The sequence below is a fragment of the Mesorhizobium sp. B2-3-14 genome (assembly GCF_006442175.1).
GTDB classification, from domain to species: domain Bacteria; phylum Pseudomonadota; class Alphaproteobacteria; order Rhizobiales; family Rhizobiaceae; genus Mesorhizobium; species Mesorhizobium australicum.
Genome location: NZ_VFVP01000002.1, coordinates 613,703 through 632,807 on the forward strand (window position 1 = coordinate 613,703; position 19,105 = coordinate 632,807).

A 19,105-nucleotide genomic window follows, 5' to 3' on the forward strand; every position below is an offset into this window, starting at 1 on the left:
CGTGATTTGATGGCTCTCATTCCCACCATTGGCTTGCCGAAGGGCCGCGCCGGCCAGTTCATCGTCGACGGCGTCGCGGACGGCTACGAGGCTTTCGCGCTGGTGCAGACGGCGCTCGAGATCGCGCCCGACAAGCCCGTGCTGTTCGTGGCCCGCGACGGCCAGCGCCTGCCTTCGATCATCGAGGCGCTGTCCTTCGTCGCGCCGGGCCTGCCTGTGCTGGAACTGCCTGCCTGGGACTGCCTGCCATACGACCGTGTCTCGCCCGGTTCGGATGCCGCCGCCAAGCGCCTCGATGCGCTGACCGCCATGATCGCACTGGCGAAGAAACCGCACCGTGCCGTAATTCTCACCACCGCCAATGCGCTGCTGCAGCGCATTCCGCCCGCGGAGCTTGTCGAGGCCCAAACCTTCCACGCCAGGCCCGGCAACCAGATCGACATGAATGCGCTGATCGCGCGGCTGGAGACGTCGGGGTTCGAGCGGGTGCCGACCGTGCGCGGCATCGGCGAATTCGCGGTGCGCGGCGGCATTCTCGACCTCTTTGCGCCCGGCTGGAGCGAGGCGCTGAGGCTTGATTTCTTCGGCGACACGCTGGAATCGATCCGCGTCTTCGATGCCGCCACGCAGCGCACCACCGGCCAGCGCAAGTCGATGGCGCTTCAGGCGATGAGCGAGGTGGCGCTGACGCCCGAAACCATTAGCCGCTTCCGTCGCTCTTATATCGAGGCTTTCGGCGCGCCCCAGCGTGACGACGGCCTCTATGCGGCGGTCAGCGAAGGCCGGCGCTTCGCGGGCATGGAGCATTGGCTGCCGTTTTTCTATGAGCGGCTGGAGACGGTGTTCGACTACCTGCCCGACGCACCGGTGGTTTTCGACCATCTGGCACATGAGGCGCTGGCCGAGCGCCATACGCTGATCCTCGATCACTACGAGGCGCGCAAAAAGCAGGCTGACGCGGCGCTCAAGGATGCGGTCCCCTACAAGCCGGTGGCGCCGGATCTGCTCTATCTCTCGCCGGAGAATCTGAAGGCTTCGCTTGGCGAGCGCGAAGACATTGACTTTACCGTGTTCGACGCGCCGGACCTGGGGAGCAAGAAAGTCTTCCACGCCGGCTCGCGCCATGGCCGCAGCTTCGTCGAAGAGCGAGCCGATCCGAACGTCAATGTCTTCGATGTCGTCGTCCGGCACATAGCCGACGAGCGCGCGGCGCGCCGCCGCGTCATTATCGCCGGCTGGACCGAGGGCTCGCTCGACCGCCTTGGCCAGATCCTGGCCGAGCACCATCTCGGCAATCTCAAGCAGGTCGAGACGCTGGCGGAGGCCGAACAGCTCGAGCCGGGACAGGCCGCATTGGCGGTTTTGCCACTGGAATCCGGCTTCGAGACTGAAAAGCTGGTTGTCGTCGCCGAACAGGACATTCTGGGTGACCGGCTGATCCGGCGTTCGAAGCGCAAGAAGCGCGCGTCCGACTTCATTGCCGAAGCCTCGGCCTTGTCGGCCGGCGATATTGTCGTCCATGCCGACCATGGCATTGGCCGTTTCATCGGCCTGCGCACCATTGAGGCGGTCGGCGCGCCGCATGACTGCCTGGAAATCCACTATGCCGGCGACGACCGGCTGTTCCTGCCGGTGGAAAACATCGAGCTGCTGTCGCGCTACGGCTCCGACACGGCCGAGGCGACGCTCGACAAGCTCGGCGGCGGCGCCTGGCAGTCGCGCAAGGCGAAGCTGAAGCGGCGCCTGCTCGACATGGCCGGACAACTGATCCGCATCGCCGCCGAGCGGCAGATGCGGGCCGCACCGGCCCTGGTGCCGGCCGAAGGCCTCTATGACGAGTTCGCAGCCCGGTTCCCTTACGAGGAAACCGACGACCAGCAGACGGCCATCGACTCGGTACGTGACGATCTCGGCGCGGGCAGGCCGATGGACCGGCTGATCTGCGGCGATGTCGGCTTCGGCAAGACCGAAGTGGCGCTGCGCGCCGCCTTTATCGCGGCGATGGAAGGGTTTCAGGTCGCGGTGGTGGTGCCGACGACACTGTTGTCGCGCCAGCATTTCAAGACATTCTCGCAGCGCTTTTCCGGACTGCCGATCCGTGTCGCACAGGCGTCGCGGCTGGTGGGCTCAAAGGAATTAGCCGAGACCAAGAAGGGCATTGCCGAAGGGCAGGTCGATATCGTTATCGGCACCCATGCGCTGCTGGGCTCCGCGATTTCGTTCAAGAATCTCGGCCTGCTGATCATCGACGAGGAGCAGCATTTTGGCGTCAAGCATAAGGAACGGCTGAAGGACCTGAAGACCGACGTCCATGTTCTGACCCTGTCGGCGACGCCGATCCCGCGCACGCTGCAACTGGCGCTGACGGGCGTGCGCGAACTGTCGCTGATCGCCACGCCACCGGTCGACCGCATGGCGGTGCGCACCTTCATCTCGCCCTTCGACCCGCTGGTCATTCGCGAGACGTTGTTGCGCGAGCGCTACCGAGGCGGCCATTCCTTCTATGTCGTTCCGCGTATCAGCGATCTGGCGGAAATCCATGATTTCCTGGAGGAATCTGTTCCTGAGCTGAAGGTAGCGGTGGCGCATGGCCAGATGCCACCGGGCGAACTCGACGACATCATGAACGCCTTCTACGACGGCCAGTACGATGTGCTTTTGTCGACCACCATCGTCGAATCCGGGCTCGACATCCCGACCGCAAACACGCTGATCATCCACCGCGCCGACATGTTCGGCCTGTCGCAGCTCTATCAGTTGCGCGGCCGCGTCGGGCGCTCGAAGGTGCGCGCCTATGCGCTGTTCACACTGCCGGCCAACCGCAAGCTCACCGACACTGCCGAGCGCCGTCTGAAGGTACTGCAGTCGCTCGACACGCTCGGCGCCGGCTTCCAGCTCGCCAGCCATGACCTGGATATCAGGGGCGCCGGCAACCTGCTGGGGGAGGAGCAGTCCGGGCACATCAAGGAGGTCGGTTTCGAGCTCTACCAGCAGATGCTGGAGGAAGCGGTCGCCGAGGTGAAGGATTCCGGCGAGGTGCAGGATGGCGGCTGGTCGCCGCAGATCGCCGTCGGCACGGCGGTGATGATCCCGGAAGGCTACGTGCCGGACCTGCAGCTCAGGCTGGCGCTTTACCGCCGCCTCGGCGATCTCGAAAACACCGAGGAGATCGACGCTTTCGGCGCCGAACTGATCGACCGTTTCGGCCCGTTGCCGGAGGAAGTGAAACATCTCCTCAAGATCGTCTTCATCAAGGCGCTGTGCCGCAAGGCCAATGTCGAGAAGCTCGATGCCGGGCCGAAGGGTATCGTCATCCATTTCCGCAAGCGCGAGTTCTCGAACCCGGTCGGGCTGGTCAAGTATATTGGCGAGCAGGGTTCGCTGGCCAAGATCAGGGCCGACCATAGCGTGGTCTTCATCCGCGACTGGCCGACGGCGGAGAAGCGTCTGGCGGGCTCGGCCGTGGTCATGACGCAGCTGGCGCGACTGGTGGAGAAGGCAGCCTGATCTCGCCTTTCGGGCCGTCCTGGGCGCGTCAGCCATTCGCCAGCACCGAAATTCCGGTCTAGAATAGGAAATCGGCTTCGTGTATGGAGCCGCCACCCCAGTTTGGGGCGGGAAATGGCGGGCGAGGGTGTCCGCCGGAAAGAGCGTTGGGTGCAGCGATGACGAAATGGTCGCCGAATTCGTGGAGAGCAAAGCCGATCAAGCAAGTTCCCGCCTATCCGGACCTTGCCGCGCTGAAGAACACGGAAGCCCAACTCGCCACCTTCCCGCCGCTGGTCTTTGCCGGCGAAGCGCGCAAGCTGAAGAAGCAGTTGGCAGCGGTTGCCGCCGGCGAAGCCTTCCTGCTCCAGGGTGGTGATTGCGCGGAGAGTTTTGCCGAGCATGGCGCCGACAACATCCGCGACTTCTTCCGCGTCTTCCTGCAGATGTCCGTGGTGCTGACCTTCGCAGGTGCGCAGCCGGTGGTGAAGGTTGGCCGTGTCGCCGGCCAGTTCGCCAAGCCGCGCTCGTCCGACAACGAGACCAAGGGCGAAGTGACGCTGCCGAGCTATCGCGGCGACATCATCAACGGCATCGAGTTCGACCAGAAGTCGCGCATTCCCGATCCCGCCCGCCAGGAAATGGCCTACCGCCAGTCGGCGGCCACGCTCAACCTCCTGCGTGCCTTCGCGCAGGGCGGTTATGCCAGCCTGGAGAATGTGCATCGCTGGATGCTCGGCTTCGTCTCCGACAGCCCGCAGGGCGAGAAATACGAGTCGCTTGCCAATCGCATCACCGAGACGATGGATTTCATGCGCGCGGTCGGCATTACGTCCGAAACCAATTTCGCGCTGCGCGAAACCGACTTCTACACCAGCCACGAGGCCCTGCTGCTCGGCTATGAGGAGGCGCTGACGCGTGTCGATTCGACCTCGGGCGACTGGTACGCCACGTCGGGTCACATGATCTGGATCGGCGACCGCACGCGTCAACCCGACCACGCCCATGTCGAATATTGCCGCGGCATCAAGAACCCGCTCGGCCTGAAATGCGGTCCGTCGCTGACGCCGGACGGCCTCCTGGAACTGATCGACCTGCTGAACCCCGAGAACGAGCCGGGCCGGCTGACGCTGATCGCCCGCTTCGGTTCGGACAAGGTTGCCGACCATCTGCCGAAGCTGGTGCGCGCTGTGCAGAAGGAAGGCCGCAGCGTGGTCTGGTCCTCGGATCCGATGCATGGCAACACGATCGAGGCCGCCGGCTACAAGACACGGCCCTTCGACCGCATCCTGAAGGAAGTTCAGACCTTCTTCGAGGTGCACCGCGCCGAAGGCACGCATCCCGGCGGCATCCATGTCGAGATGACCGGCAAGAACGTCACCGAATGCACCGGTGGCGCCCGTGCCATCACCGCCGAGGAGTTGCAGGACCGCTATCACACCCATTGCGATCCGCGCCTCAATGCCGACCAGGCGATTGAACTGGCCTTCCTGGTCTCGGACCTCTTGAAGAAGAGCCATCCGGTGCAGCACAAGCAAGCGGTCAACGGCTGATCCGCCACGGCCTTGCCAAATTGAAGAGCAGCCGCGCAGCCGGGGGCGCCATGGACCTAGCGACCGTCTTTCAGGTCTATTCCTATGGCCTGCCGGCCCGGCCGGACGATATAAAGCGGCTGTGCCAGATCTATCCGGACATTCCCGCCGGCTATTTTGAGATGGTCAAGGAAATGACCAACTTGGTCCTGCTGTGGAACCGCCACGGCGAATTGCGCCTCTGGGGTCCCGAGCAAGTCGTGGTGATGGACCAGGCCTATGGCGTGTCGGCGGCAATCCCCGGGGCGATGCCCTATGGCGACAATGGCGGCGGCGAATTGCTGGTTCATGGCGTGGGACCCGCGGGGCTGGCCACCTATCTGGTCGACACGGGATCCTTGTTTCTCGACGAAGACGCGCCGCTGGTCGCGCCCGACCTGCAAAAATTGCTGCACACCGCACAAGGCGCGGAGCTGATCTTCAAATCGGACCAAATATCCGAAAAAGACATTGGGCCGCCGCGCTTCGAAGAGGGCCAGTATCGCTGATGACGCGAGCCCGCCGAGAGGTCAGGCTGTCAGGAAAGCGCGCCTGAAACCCCATCCCGTCTGTTGTCAGTCTTTCTTGTAGAGCAGCCAGCTTTTGCCGGCGCGCCCTGCCATGGCTGAATGCCTGGTGACGCGGTTGCGCCCGCTGACCTTGGAGCGGTAGAGCGCCCGATCCGCCTTGGTGTAGAGGTCTTCCGGGCCTTCGGCCTCTGATGCCATGCAGATGCCCATCGATACCGTCACGGTCCCGTAGTTCATGCCGGTCTGGCTGCTGGTGAACGGCGTCTGCTCGATCAGGGCGCGAATGCGTTCCGCGATCTCGTAGGTTGCGTCCTCGCTGGCGCCCTCGATGATCAGCGCGAACTCCTCGCCGCCGGTTCGGGCGACGAACATGTCGCCGCGGATGCTGGTCTGCAAAATCTCGGCGATGATCTGGATGATCTTGTCGCCGACAGGATGGCCATAGCGGTCATTAATGTCCTTGAACCGGTCGATGTCGACAAGGACAAGGGCATTGAACAGAATACCCTTGTTGCTGTTGTAGATCCTGGTGATTTCCTTGTCGAAAGCGCGACGATTGCAGATCTGGGTCAACGGATCCGTATCGGCCAGCCGCTTGTATTCCTCGAGCTTCGACTTGACGCTCTCGAGCTCCGCCGTCTTGTCGCTAAGCGTCGAGGCGACCTGCCGGCCGTGATCGATCGTCGAATTGGTCGCGATCGTCATTGCGTTGGCGATCTTTTGCAGAAGATCCTGGGAGAGAAGGCTGCGGTTGCTCAGGCCACTGGATGTCTCGTCGAGGATCCTGCCGTATTTTTCGATATGGCTGCGCTCGCTACGCAGAAGCGACGCGACCTCCTCAAGCTCCTTGGCGATGACGTCCCGGGCATGCTCGATGATGCCGGGGCCATGATTATGGGCAAAGAAAGCGCGCCCGATCTGATCCAGCTCATCCTGCGTCGGCCGGCTGCTCAGCGACAGGACGGCAAGACCGAGCTCGCGGTTGGTGCCGCTCAGGGCCTCATAGAAGATCTCGTAGTTGCGCGGCAGGCCGAGCACGCCAAGCTGGCGCATGGTGGCCACGACTGTGCTTGCGATCTCAGTGTTTCGTTCGGTCAGGGTGGCCGCCGGCTGCATGGTTGTTCGCTCTTCCCTTGGGAACGCGCCTGAACTTGGCGCATATCCATCATCGCTGACGCGGGGACGCCACCCATTCGAAGCCGACACACGAAAAGGCGCGTCCCCACACGCGACCTTCGATGGAGATCACCATAGATGCAGTAGCGCTAAAGTTTCCTTAATCGGCAGAACTCACGCCTTTTCGCTACATCAGGCTGCATGCGTCCAACCAGACTATCAACCTCCAGGCAGCGCTGATTGGCGGCGTTGCATGCAAATTCGCGGCTGAGCGAAACTGAACTTCGGATTTTCCACAACAACAGATGTCGCAATTGCTTACGCATGACGGCCGCAAAGCTGGAATGCTGGTGCCTTCGTCAGACTACAGTTTAGGGGAGAAACCCAGTGCGGGAGAGTCACCAGGGATCATGCCTGTGCGGAGCGGTCCGCTTCCGGACAAGTGGGGCACTGCGTGGCGTCGTCTACTGCCATTGTTCGCAATGCCGCAAACAAAGCGGGCATTTCTATGCCGCGACCAATGTTGCCGATACCGACATCGTGATCGAAGGCGCCGAAAGTATCACCTGGTATGAAGCGTCCGGCTTCGCCAGGCGCGGCTTTTGCAAGACATGCGGGTCGCTGCTGTTCTGGAAGGCAATGGACCAAGACCATATCTCGGTCATGGCGGGATCGTTCGACAAGCCGACAGCGCTCGAGGGCCAATGTCATATCTTCGTCGGCGACAAGGGCGACTATTATTCGACCGACGATGGGCTGCCGCAGTTTGAAAAGTCGACACCGGCCATACCGGTGGCCGAATGAAATTTGGACGATCCGCCTTATTCCATTGATCGGGGCATTGCTTTATCCCGGGCCGGTGATTCCGAGAGGGGCCTTGGCATGCAGCGGCTGATCGATGCTTTTATCAATTCGGTGCGGGCATTTCGCAAGCTTGCGGTTAGCGAGAAGGCCTTCCAGCAGGAACTGATGCTGCTGGTGCTGGCCTTGCCCGCTGGCTGGTTCGTTTCGGTGTCTTGGCGCGGTTACGCGCTGCTGATCGGCGCGGTGCTCCTCTTGATCATGGTCGAAGTGCTGAACACGGGCATCGAGGCGGCGTGCGACGCAATTTCTCGTGAATTTCATATCGATATCCAGCTCGCCAAGGATTGCGGCTCGCTGGCGGTGCTGATTTCTGTGGTGATTGCCGGCGGCGTCTGGGGCATCGCTCTCATCGAGCGCATAACGGGGGTGCCGATCTGAAGCTTTGATGCCTATATGACGGTCACCAAAGGAGACCGTCATGGCAGAGGTCACGAATTCATCGCTTCTCGAACGCCTGGGCCTGCCGGACGACCTGCGCTGGCTGGCCGACAAATATCCCCGCGAAAACTGGCAGGCTCACGCCAACATTCACGGCATGGCCAATATGTGGCTGCAGCGGCACGACATGTTCCGCGAACTCGGCGGCATGCTCACCGGCGGCATTGACAACTATTGCGAAGGCAGACTGACGGCCCCCGATTTCGCGCGCTGGTTCGCGCCGCGCCTCAACCATTTTCTCGGGCATCTCGACGGCCACCACAATGTCGAGGACTACCAGTATTTCCCGGCCTTCACCAAGGCGGAGCCCCGTCTGAAGCGCGGTTTCGAGATTCTCGATGCCGACCACCACACCATCCATGAAGGATTGGAGCGCAACGCCGAGGCGGCGAACGCCTTCATCCGCACACTTCAGGAGAGTGAGGACAAGCAGCGCTTCGCCGCCGATGCCTATGCCGACGAAAACAACCGTCTGATCGCGATGCTGACCCGGCATCTGGCCGATGAGGAGGACCTGATCATCCCGCTCATCCTCGATCGGGGGGACCAGGCGCTCGGCATCGACTGACGGTCAAAACTCCTTGTCGCGCTCCCGCTCGGCGACATGGCGGGCGACAAACCAGGCAAGCACGGCCACGGCAAGGCCGATGCCGAGCCCGACGAACAGCCGCTCGTGCTGGATCACCGCCTGGCCAATCAACTGTTCGGCTCCCAATCCGAAGACATAGCCGATCGTGCTGAACAGGACCGCCCAGATGACCGAGGAAATGGCGTTGAGGATGATGAAGCGCGGCGCCGCTATGGTCGAAAGGCCGGCCGCGATGCCGCCGACCAGGCGCATGCCGTAGACATAGCGGTTCGACAGCACGAAGATGTTGGGATGAGTGTTGAGCAGACGGTAGGCGCGGCGAAAGCCGGACCGCCGGCGCAGCCTGACGACATGGCGATTATCGGCGAAACTCCTGCCGAGGATGAAGAAAAAGGTGTCGCCAGTGAAGGCACCCAGCGCTGCCGCGACAAAGGCATGCCACAGCACGAAAACATGCTGGTGGGCGAAGAAGCCTCCCAGGATCGCGGCACTTTCGCCTTCGGCCACGCAGCCGAGAAAAACCGCCAGCAACCCGTATTGCTCGATGAAATGGTGGATCGCTTCGGTCATGAGGCCGACTGCTGTGACAGTCTTTCGTCGATCCGCTTGACCAGTTCGGCCAGCCGCACGATTTCGTCGCGCATGCCGATGATCTGGCTGTGGCGCAGTTCGTCCAGCTTCTCATGCAGCGCCATGATCTCGATCTCGGCCTTCAGATTGACCTCGTAATCATGGGCGGCATCGATGCCGTCGCGTTCGGTCTGGCGGTTCTGCGCCATCATGATCACCGGCGCCTGCAATGCGGCGACCATCGACAGGACGAGGTTGAGGAAGATGAAGGGGTAGGGGTCGAATGCATCGCGCGACAACAGCCAGACATTGGCTGATGTCCACACGATCAGGAAGGCGATGAAGGTCAGGATGAACGACCAGGAGCCGCCGATGCGGGCGATCGTATCGGCAAGGCGGTCGCCAAAAGTCTGGTGGAAAGCGACGGCCTTGTTGGTGTCCCTGGTGATGGTGGTACGCTCGATGGTGCTTTGCAGCACCCGGTTTTCCAACTGGCTCAGCCCATCCGGCTTCCGCTTCAGCCAACGGTTCGCCAGGTCGTCGATGGTCTTGTTCATGGCCGTCTCCAAGCGCTTTGCTGCGCTAAAGCGCGTCGCGTCGAAGCGGATTGAGGCGACGCGCTTTAGGTTTTTGCTTTTATGCATGTCGTCTTCCCAAAACCGAGGTCACTTTTGGGCGACATGCATTAGAGGTAGAGGCTGCCGGACCGGGCGGGAAGTGCTAGATTGAGGCGAACCGAGGGGACCGATGGCCGACTTCAAGAAAATTCGCGCTCGCGCGGCAAATCGCAAGGGCGGTGAGGCGGAACTGACCTCGCTGTTGGGTCCGATACCCGACAATGCCGCCGTCGCCGACATTGCCGACGCCCGCATCCTTTCGACCATGGCCGAGCGCGTCTTTGCCGCCGGTTTCGTCTGGCGCGTCATCGAGCAGAAATGGCCCGGTTTCGAGGAAGCGTTCCTGCGCTTCGAGCCGAAACGGCTTTTGTTCCAACCCGACGATTTCTGGCACGATCTGGCCTCGGACCAGCGCATCGTGCGCAATCCGCAGAAGATCAGGTCCGTTCGCGACAACGCCGCCTTCGTCGAGCGCGTGTCCCGGGAACATGGCGGCTTCGGCAATTTTCTCGCCGAATGGCCCGCCGATGACCAGGTCGGGCTGATGGCCTATCTCGGCAAGCATGGCAGCCGGCTCGGCGGCAACACCGGCCAGTATTTTTTGCGCTGGCTGGGCTGGGATGCTTTCGTCATTTCGGCCGACATGGCGGCAGCCCTTCGCGACGCGGGCCTCGACATCGCGGACAACCCGACATCGAAGAAGGACCTCGACAAGATCCAGGTCCAGATCAACCGATGGGCCGACGAGACAGGGCTGCCGCGCCGGCATCTCTCGCGCATCCTGGCCATGTCGATCGGCGAAAACCACTCTCCGCAATCGCTGCGCGCGTATATGGGCGACGATTGACGGGCTGAATTGGTCCAAACGAACGCCATTGCGAGGTGAATTCCGCCGCGCTAAGTCAGCAGCATGACCAAGAAGCTCGACATACTGCGTATCGCCATCGCCCAGCTCAACCCGACTGTCGGCGACGTCGCCGGCAACCTCGCCAAGGCGCGCGAGGCGAGGGCGGATGCCGCCCGCCAGGGCGCCGATCTCGTGCTCTATACCGAGCTTTTCCTCGCCGGCTATCCGCCGGAGGATCTGGTGCTCAAGCCGGCCTTCCTCAAGGCATGCGAGCGGGCAGCACAGGATTTTGCCGCGGACACCGCCGATGGCGGTCCCGGCGTCATCATCGGCACGCCGCTGAAGCGCAAGAGCGGCACGCATAATTCCATCGTCTTCGCCGATGGCGGCAAGATCATCGCCGAACGCTACAAGCTCGACCTGCCCAATTACGGCGAATTCGACGAGAAGCGCGTCTTCCAGGCCGGGCCCGAGATCCAGGGACCGGTCAACTTCCGCGGCGTGCGCATCGGCATACCGATCTGCGAGGACATCTGGGGCGACGTCGCGGTCTGCGAGACGCTGGCCGAAAGCGGCGCGGAAATCCTGCTGGTGCCGAACGGGTCGCCCTATTATCGCGCCAAGATCGACGTTCGCCACCAGGTCGTGATCAAGCAAGTCATCGAATGCGGCCTGCCGATGATCTATGCCAACCAGCTCGGCGGCCAGGACGAGCTGATCTTCGACGGCGCCTCCTTCGCCATCGGGGCGGACAAGACGCTCGCCTTTCAGATGAGTCAGTTCGAGGATGCGGTCGACGTCACCACCTGGAAACGTACCGATGATGGCTGGGTCTGTTCGGAAGGACCGATGTCGAAAATCCCGGACAAGGAGGAGGCCGACTACCGCGCCTGCATGCTCGGCCTGCGCGATTACGTCAACAAGAACGGCTTCAAGAATGTGGTGCTTGGCCTTTCCGGCGGCATCGATTCCGCGATCTGTGCCGCATTGGCCGTCGATGCGCTTGGCGAGGAACGGCTGCGTGCCGTCATGATGCCTTATCGCTACACTTCGAAGGATTCCCTCAAGGACGCCGAGGACTGCGCCCGCGCCCTCGGCTGCCGCTATGACATCGTGCCGATCTTCGAGCCCGTCGAAGGCTTTTTGCATGCGCTGACGCAATTGTTCGAAGGCACCAAGGAAGGCATCACCGAGGAGAATTTGCAGAGCCGCGCGCGCGGCACCATCCTGATGGCGATCTCCAACAAATTCGGCTCGATGGTCGTCACTACGGGCAACAAGAGCGAGATGTCGGTCGGCTACGCCACGCTCTACGGCGACATGAATGGCGGCTTCAATCCGATCAAGGACCTTTACAAGATGCAGGTCTACGCGCTCTCGCGCTGGCGCAACAGCCATGTGCCGCCGGGTGCGCTCGGGCCTTCGGGCGAGGTGATCCCGAAGAACATCATCGACAAGGCGCCATCGGCCGAATTGCGCGAGAACCAGACCGACCAGGATTCGCTGCCGCCCTATCCGGTGCTGGACGACATCCTCGAATGCCTGGTCGAGAACGAGATGGGCGTCGACGACATCGTCTCGCGCGGCCATGACCGGGCGACGGTGGCGCGCATCGAACATCTGCTCTACATCGCCGAGTACAAGCGCAGGCAGGCGGCACCGGGTGTGAAGATCACCAGGAAGAATTTTGGCCGCGACCGCCGCTATCCCATCACCAATCGTTTCAGGGATCGTGGCTGAAGCGCAGTTCGTCTGCTGGACGAAAATACGCGGCATGGCGGGATAGGGATACCAGCATGCCCGACTGTGAAATCAGCTTTGACCTCTCACGGATCGACTTTCGTGCGACCTCCGACCTGTTGATGGAAAGCTACTGGGGAGCTGGACGCAGCGACGAGTTCCATCGGCGGGCCTTTGCCAACTCGTTCTGCGCCGCCGCCTACATCGCTGGCAAACAGGTCGGTTTCGGCAGGGCGATCACCGACCGCACGGTATTCGCCTATCTCGCGGATATCATCGTCTGGCCCGTGCATCGCGGGCAGGGCGTCGGCTTGCGGCTGGTGCGGGCACTCATCGACCATCCTGAACTCAGCACCGTCTCGCATTGGAGCCTGTCGACCAGCGACGCGCATGGGGTCTATGAAAAGCTGGGTTTCAAGGCATCGATGGATGGGCGATACATGCGCCTCGATCGTGCGCCGCATGCCGGGTGAACGACGTGCGACGGCGATAGGCAGGGATAGCGACTGTTGCAAAATCGCCTCATCGGCTGGGCCAGAGATGCTTTTGGCCATGGCTTGCCTTGGCGCGCAATCGAAGCACGCCTATAAGAGCCTTTCCGCGATTCCCTTCAGGGAGGACCGAATGCTAGGATTTGACATCGTTATGCGAGGCCGCGAGGCCTAGGTCTGCGCCGGTGTTCCGAAGTATCGGAACCATACCGGGCGTAGAAAAGGCATTTGCCGCTGCCGGTCGCCGCCCATGGGCAGGCGACCAACGCCGAACCTCCGCATTCATGGGCAATTCGCCCCGGCGCGGTTTTTCAACCTTCGACCTTTATTTGGGATCGGGCTCGTTTTGCGCCCGAATGACATCATGGCTCGTTTCAAGATCGATTTGCGCGCGAGCGCCTTTCGCAGCGTTCTTGGCTTCACACTTACCCATTGGCGGCGTCAGCCTTGGCGGCTCTCGCTCATCATTGGCGGTTTCCTGCTGTCGACGCTGGCCGACGTGCTGACGCCGCTCTACTCCGGTCGGCTGGTCGATGCTGTCGCCAGCAGCGCCGGAGCGGATGCCATTGCCTGGAACGCCGCGATGACGGCATTTTTCTTCTTGATGGCGCTGGCGCTGACCGGCGTCGTGTTGCGCAATCTTGCCTTCATGGGAATCGTTGAGCTGACACTCAAGATGATGGCCGACATCGCGGCCGACGCCTTCCATCGCGTTCAGCGCTTTTCGACCGACTGGCATGCCAACTCGTTTGCCGGCTCGACGGTGCGCAAGGTGACGCGCGGCATGTGGGCGCTCGACCTGCTCAACGACACGATCCTGATCGCGCTGCTGCCGTCGGTGGTCATGCTCGCCGGCTCGACGCTGCTGCTCGGCTGGTTCTGGCCGCTGATGGGCGTGGTCGTCGCGGCCGGCTCCCTGCTGTTCATCACGGTGACGGCCATGTTGTCGCTTGGCTATGTCGCGCCCGCGGCAAGGCTTGCGAACACCTGGGACACGCGCCTCGGCGGCTCGCTGGCCGACGCGGTCAGCTGCAACGCCGTGGTCAAGGGCTTTGGCGCCGAGACGCGCGAAGAGCGCCGCCTCGCCAGGGTGGTCGCCAAATGGCGCGAGCGCACGCGGCGCACCTGGGTGCGCGGCACCATCAACGGCACCACGCAAGGGGCGCTGCTGCTGGTCATGCGGGCCGCCGTGATCGGCCTGGCGCTGATGCTGTGGTCGTGGGGGCAGGCGAGCGCCGGCGATGTCGCTTTCGTGCTGACCTCATTCTTCGTGCTGCAAGGCTATTTGCGCGATATCGGCACGCATATCCGCAATTTGCAGCGTTCGATCAACGACATGGAGGAACTGGTCGATTTCCAGTCCGAACCGCTCGGCATCGAAGACAGGCCCGGCGCCGAACCGATTGCCATCACGCAGGGCCACATCGCCTTCGACAACGTCACCTTTCACTACGGCAATCACCGGTCGCCGCTCTACCGTGACTTTTCGGTGGATATCGCGCCGGGCGAACGTGTCGGGCTCGTCGGTCACTCGGGTTCGGGCAAGACCACATTCGTCAAGCTCATCCAGCGGCTCTATGACGTGAATGCGGGAAAGATCGTGATCGATGGCCAGGATATCTCACAGGTCGCCCAGGCGTCGCTGCGCGCCCAGATCGCCATCGTTCAGCAGGAACCGATCCTGTTCCACCGGTCGCTGGCCGAAAATATCACCTATGCCAGGCCAAGCGCGACGCAGGGGGAGATCGAGCATGCCGCCAGGCTGGCGAGCGCGCATGACTTCATCACCAGCCTGCCGAAGGGCTATGGGACGCTGGTCGGCGAACGTGGCGTGAAACTGTCGGGCGGCGAGCGCCAACGCGTGGCGATCGCCCGCGCTTTCCTGGCCGATGCGCGCATCCTGATCCTGGACGAGGCGACGTCGAGCCTCGATTCGGAATCGGAGGTGCTCATCCAGCAGGCGATGGAACGGCTGATGGTCGGCCGCACGACACTGGTCATCGCGCATCGGCTTTCGACGGTGCGGGCGCTCGACAGACTGCTGGTCTTCGATCGCGGCAAGATCGTCGAGGAAGGCTCGCATGACGAGTTGATCCGGCTGAAGGGCGGCATCTACCGCCGCCTGTTCGAGCGCCAGGCGCTGGAACTTACCAAGGGCCTCGTGATGTGATCCGAGGTGGCCTCCGGCTGCCGGGGGCCACCTCTATCGGTTGCCATAAGCCGGCGAGCCATGTGGCGCTCGCAATCGCAGCGCGAAGCCAAAGTCCCGAGTGCGGGACGTCTGTTTACGTTACCGGCCGAGATTCGTTGTTTCCACTTTTGGTTGCTGTACTCTGTAAAAGCAACCTACTCGGTGTTTACGATGCATCTCGTTTCCGCAAATGCCGGCGCGCAAAAGGTGACGGCCCCGTCGGTGCTGGACTCCCAGCACGGCTCGGTTCGGCCACTCGCCGCCGAAGATCTCGAGCGCGTCGCGGCACTCTTCCTGACGAAGTTTCGCCGCCGCCGGCGTCACCTCCTCGATCGCGCTATCGAGGAGACGGCCGAATACATGAGAAAGATCTATCTTGACCCCGCCGGCCAGCCCGGTGCGAGCGCTCTTGTCCAGATCAACCGGCAGGGGGATCTGGGCGGGTTCCTCGGCGTCCTGAAAGCCCGTTACGAGTTCAACGGCGCTGGATTGAATGCGGCGATCATCGGTCCGTTCATGGCCGACACCGGCGCCGACGATGGCTCGGCAGGACCGCAATTGCTGCGCGCCTTGCACCAAGGCGAATTCGATCTGCAACTGACGGATTCGGCCAACCGGGTCTCCCTGGCCTTCGCGCGACCGATGAAATACCAGCTCCTGCCGGTCCATTGCCTGGGATGGACCTGCATCTTCCGGCCAGCCGCGATGGCCGCCGCCGCGCTGCACCGTAAATGGCCCGGCCTGCCTCGCTTGGCACTCGATCCCTGCGCGAGAGCATTCGACGCCCTCGCGAAGCGAAGGTTCGGATCGCCTTTCCAGGCTTCATCGTCGCATCGGGTCCATGCCGAGCCGATCAATGCCGCGCAGTTTGCCGAGCGGCTGCCGACCCTTCTCTCCGATTACGCTCTTCGGCCGAGTTGGAAGGACGGCGAACTGCCGCGGCTGCTCGCGCTGGCGGCCGAGAAGCGGGCCGACGGACCACTTCATTTCGGCGGGACTTACGATGAGGCAGGCAAAATGCTCGGTTGCTATGCCTTTTACGGCCAAGTCGGAGACATGGCGGTCCTGCTGCAAATCCAGGCTTCCGGACACCACTGGGGCGCGACGCTGGACGGCCTCGTCGCGGCAGCGCGGGATATGGGCTGCGCAGGCATCACCGGGCAGACCCAGGACAAGTTCATGCCTCACCTCTTCGGCTACAGGAATGTCTTCTTCCGCTATGCCGGCGGAACGATGGTCCGCTCGCGAATCGCCGAGGTCACGCAAGCGGTCCGTTCCGGCGACATCGCTATCGGCGGCTTGATGGGCGACCGCTGGACCCGCCTGAGTTCAGACGACTTCGGCCGCTGATCGTCCTCAACCGTCTATTCGTCGGCTCCGCCGGCTGCTTGCCCTCTCACGGCGGGGCCTTGGGCCAGTTGAGGCGTGCCGGCCCGGTCTTTTCATTCCAGCCGCCATGTTCTATGTCTGCGGCACGGCGCGGGGGCGCATCTTGTCAATCATAAAGGCATCCGGTACGCCCCGCTCATGACAGTTACCGTTCGTTTCGCCCCGTCACCGACCGGCCGCATCCATATCGGCAATGCGCGCACCGCTCTGTTCAACTGGCTGTTTGCCCTCAACAACAAGGGCCGCTTCATCCAGCGCTTCGACGACACCGACATCGCCCGCTCGAAGCAGGAATTCGCCGACGCCATCCTTTACGACCTGCACTGGCTGGGCATTTTCCCGGATGCCACCGAGTATCAGTCGCGGCGCTTCGAAATCTATGACGCGGCGGTGGAGCGGCTGAAGGCGGCGGGCGTTCTTTACGCCTGCTACGAAACGCCGGAAGAACTCGATCTCAGGCGCAAGGTGCGCCGCACGCGGGGCCTGCCGCCGGTCTATGGCCGCGAGGCATTGGCGCTGACGACAGAGCAGGTGGCCGAATATCAGGCCGATGGACGCCGGCCCCACTGGCGTTTCCTGCTGCCCAATTTCTCCGGCGATCCGCTGCAGCCGGAGCGCACCGAGATCCGCTGGGACGATTTGGTGCGTGGCGAGGAGATGGTGGATCTGGCCTCGCTGTCCGATCCGGTGCTGGTGCGTGAGGACGGCACCTATCTCTACACGCTGCCCTCCGTCGTCGACGACATGGAGATGGGTGTCAGCCATGTCATCCGCGGCGACGATCATGTCACGAACACCGGCGTGCAAATCGCCCTGTTCAAGGCGCTGGGTGCCGAGCCGCCCGTCTTCGGCCACCACAATCTCCTGACCACCGTCTCGGGCGAGGGGCTGTCGAAGCGCACCGGCGCACTTTCCATCGAGAGCCTGCGTGAAGACGGCATCGAGCCGATGGCCGTCGCTTCGCTGGCCGTACTGGTCGGCACGTCGGAGAATGTCGCGGCCGCGCATGACCTGACCGAACTCGCCGGCCATTTCGACCCGGCCGCGACCTCGAAATCGTCCTCCAAGTTCGATCCGGCCGAATTGTTCGTGCTCAACCGGGTGCTGCTGCATCACATGCCGTTCGACGAGGCGCGGGACCGGCTGATGGTGCTGGGCATTTCCGGCGAACAGGCCGAACCATTCTGGCTGGCGGTGCGCGGCAATCTCGACCGACTAGCCGATGCGGTTGCCTGGTGGCGCGTCCTGCGCGAAGGGCCGCGGGAGAAGCCCGACTTTTCCGACGACGACCGCGATTTTCTGCACCAGGCGCTCGATCTCCTGCCTGAGGAGCCGTGGAACGGGACGGTCTGGAAGGATTGGACCGGCAAGATCAGGGAAGCGACCGGCCGCAAGGGCAAGGCGCTGTTCATGCCGCTCAGGCTTGCCCTTACTGGACTGCCTTCGGGGCCGGAGCTTGCAGATCTATTGCCCCTGATGGGTCGGGAAGGAACGTTGGCCCGACGACCCTGACCTTGCGCTGGTCCGGAGGCACGGCAGAAACCGGCGATGTCACAGGCTTGGCCGAGAGGCGCTTGATGGCCTCACGGTCGAGCCCGCCGTCCCTGTTGGCCAGGGTCTCCGGGTCGGCACCCGGATCGGGCTTTAAGGCCGGCACCGGAACGAGCGGTGCCGCTTCCGGTTCGGGCTGTGACTGTTGGGGGCTTGGCGAGTTGCCGCCAATGATCTGGAAATTCTGCGCGGCGTTGCAGCCGCACGCGGGCGGCCGCGACATGTCGGGCTGCTTGTAGAGATAGGCGGTCGGCAATTCGCCGTAGGGCCTGCCGGTGACCGATGACATCATCGATGCCGAATCATCGTCCATGCCGCGCGAATAGAAGACCTGCATCTCGGTGCCGGGGCAGGCCGATTCGCAATTCTTCTGGTCGCGCTCGAAATCGCCGGCCGAGGCGGCATTCGACATGGGGAAGAAATAGCCGTCGCAAGTGCGCACGCAACTGGTGTGGAACTCGCCGCCGCTGCTCGCAACGTCCGGACTGCCGGGCTGGTTCAGGACGCGGCCGACATCGCGTTCCTCCCCGGAATCGTCAGGCTGGTCCAATGTATCGATCTGGCGGTCGTCGCCGCCGAAAAGCTGGTCGAAGAGATTGGCATTGCCTCCATCTTCACGATTCGCTTCCAGCGGAGGCTCGCGGCGGGAGGACACCGCATCGTCACGGCAGTCATTGGCATCGAGCGCCGCCAGGATACGGCCCCGATCGCGGCGTGAGCCGCCGCCGAGTTGGGCGCGCTTGGCTTGCAGACTGTCGAGATTGGCGCTCATGCGCTCGATGGTGGCGTTGAGCCCGGCACACCGGTTGATGTTGCGGGAAAATAGTGAAAACCCGCAACCGGCATTGTCCGCCTGGCTGCGGGCCTTGGAGATCTGTTCGCGCTGCCGGTAGATGGCCGCATCGTATTTGCGGATCATTGCCGGACCGCCGCCGCCACGCGAAGCCGCGGCGAGCTCGGCCTCCAGTTGACGGCAGACCCGCGAAGCGGCCTGCGGCTCGCTGACCACGGCGCCGGACAGCAGAAGGCCAAGCAGCACGGCAGCATGCGCCTGCTTCAAACCTCCGCTCGCCATCCGCCTCGATCCCGCTTGCCTGTGGTCCCCAAGGCTACCC

General features: G+C 62.9%; 16 protein-coding genes. 12 read left to right on the forward strand and 4 right to left on the reverse strand.

Annotation, left to right across the window (positions count from 1 at the left end; translation table 11 throughout):
• The first annotated feature begins 9 nt into the window (after positions 1-9).
• From mfd to FJ950_RS07640, 3 genes are all read left to right on the forward strand, one after another.
• On the forward strand, positions 10-3,507 hold the full coding sequence (mfd, locus tag FJ950_RS07630; protein WP_140616226.1) for a transcription-repair coupling factor: 3,498 nt from the start codon (positions 10-12) through the stop codon (positions 3,505-3,507).
• A 158-nt stretch (positions 3,508-3,665) separates the two neighbouring features.
• A complete protein-coding gene (locus FJ950_RS07635) occupies positions 3,666-5,039 on the forward strand; it encodes a 3-deoxy-7-phosphoheptulonate synthase class II (RefSeq protein WP_140616228.1) in 1,374 nt (457 codons plus the stop codon).
• 50 nt (positions 5,040-5,089) lie between these two features.
• On the forward strand, positions 5,090-5,566 hold the full coding sequence (locus tag FJ950_RS07640) for a hypothetical protein (protein WP_140616230.1): 477 nt from the start codon (positions 5,090-5,092) through the stop codon (positions 5,564-5,566).
• Positions 5,567-5,632: 66 nt separating this feature from the next.
• Here FJ950_RS07640 and FJ950_RS07645 read toward each other — a convergent pair whose 3' ends face one another.
• Positions 5,633-6,703, reverse strand: a complete 1,071-nt coding sequence (locus FJ950_RS07645) for a GGDEF domain-containing protein (RefSeq protein ID WP_140616232.1) — start codon at positions 6,701-6,703, stop codon at positions 5,633-5,635.
• A 387-nt stretch (positions 6,704-7,090) separates the two neighbouring features.
• On the opposite strand from FJ950_RS07645, the gene FJ950_RS07650 reads away from it, so the two are divergent.
• The 3 genes from FJ950_RS07650 to FJ950_RS07660 all read left to right on the forward strand — a co-directional run bounded on the left by FJ950_RS07650 (position 7,091) and on the right by FJ950_RS07660 (position 8,573).
• Positions 7,091-7,507, forward strand: coding sequence for a GFA family protein (locus tag FJ950_RS07650; protein ID WP_140616234.1), 417 nt, complete (start codon positions 7,091-7,093; stop codon positions 7,505-7,507).
• Positions 7,508-7,585: 78 nt separating this feature from the next.
• Positions 7,586-7,945: a diacylglycerol kinase gene (locus FJ950_RS07655; protein WP_015317648.1), complete on the forward strand. Its 360-nt coding sequence runs from the start codon at positions 7,586-7,588 to the stop codon at positions 7,943-7,945.
• 40 nt (positions 7,946-7,985) lie between these two features.
• A complete protein-coding gene (locus FJ950_RS07660; protein ID WP_140616236.1) occupies positions 7,986-8,573 on the forward strand; it encodes a hemerythrin domain-containing protein in 588 nt (195 codons plus the stop codon).
• 3 nt (positions 8,574-8,576) lie between these two features.
• Here FJ950_RS07660 and FJ950_RS07665 read toward each other — a convergent pair whose 3' ends face one another.
• Together FJ950_RS07665 and FJ950_RS07670 are read right to left on the reverse strand one after the other, a co-directional pair.
• Positions 8,577-9,164, reverse strand: coding sequence for a DedA family protein (locus FJ950_RS07665; protein WP_140616238.1), 588 nt, complete (start codon positions 9,162-9,164; stop codon positions 8,577-8,579).
• A complete protein-coding gene (locus tag FJ950_RS07670) occupies positions 9,161-9,721 on the reverse strand; it encodes a DUF1003 domain-containing protein (protein WP_140616240.1) in 561 nt (186 codons plus the stop codon). The genes FJ950_RS07665 and FJ950_RS07670 overlap by 4 nt, the downstream gene beginning before the upstream one ends.
• Before the next feature lie 190 nt (positions 9,722-9,911).
• Between FJ950_RS07670 and FJ950_RS07675 the strand changes: the two genes are divergently transcribed.
• From FJ950_RS07675 to FJ950_RS07700, 6 genes are all read left to right on the forward strand, one after another.
• Positions 9,912-10,628: a DNA-3-methyladenine glycosylase I gene (locus FJ950_RS07675; RefSeq protein ID WP_140616242.1), complete on the forward strand. Its 717-nt coding sequence runs from the start codon at positions 9,912-9,914 to the stop codon at positions 10,626-10,628.
• A gap of 63 nt (positions 10,629-10,691) precedes the next feature.
• Positions 10,692-12,368: an NAD+ synthase gene (locus tag FJ950_RS07680; RefSeq protein ID WP_015317653.1), complete on the forward strand. Its 1,677-nt coding sequence runs from the start codon at positions 10,692-10,694 to the stop codon at positions 12,366-12,368.
• Positions 12,369-12,424: 56 nt separating this feature from the next.
• Positions 12,425-12,841: a GNAT family N-acetyltransferase gene (locus FJ950_RS07685; RefSeq protein ID WP_015317654.1), complete on the forward strand. Its 417-nt coding sequence runs from the start codon at positions 12,425-12,427 to the stop codon at positions 12,839-12,841.
• Between the two features lie 382 nt (positions 12,842-13,223).
• On the forward strand, positions 13,224-15,029 hold the full coding sequence (locus FJ950_RS07690; protein ID WP_140616244.1) for an ABC transporter ATP-binding protein: 1,806 nt from the start codon (positions 13,224-13,226) through the stop codon (positions 15,027-15,029).
• 60 nt (positions 15,030-15,089) lie between these two features.
• Positions 15,090-16,400, forward strand: coding sequence for a hypothetical protein (locus tag FJ950_RS07695; RefSeq protein ID WP_246681286.1), 1,311 nt, complete (start codon positions 15,090-15,092; stop codon positions 16,398-16,400).
• Positions 16,401-16,577: 177 nt separating this feature from the next.
• Positions 16,578-17,951 (forward strand): glutamate--tRNA ligase, encoded by a 1,374-nt coding sequence (locus FJ950_RS07700; RefSeq protein ID WP_015317657.1) that lies wholly within the window; start codon positions 16,578-16,580, stop codon positions 17,949-17,951.
• On the opposite strand, the gene FJ950_RS07705 is transcribed toward FJ950_RS07700, so the two are convergent.
• On the reverse strand, positions 17,869-19,065 hold the full coding sequence (locus FJ950_RS07705) for a DUF2865 domain-containing protein (protein ID WP_140616246.1): 1,197 nt from the start codon (positions 19,063-19,065) through the stop codon (positions 17,869-17,871). The two genes, FJ950_RS07700 and FJ950_RS07705, sit on opposite strands and share 83 nt — an antisense overlap.
• Between the last annotated feature and the right edge of the window lie 40 nt (positions 19,066-19,105).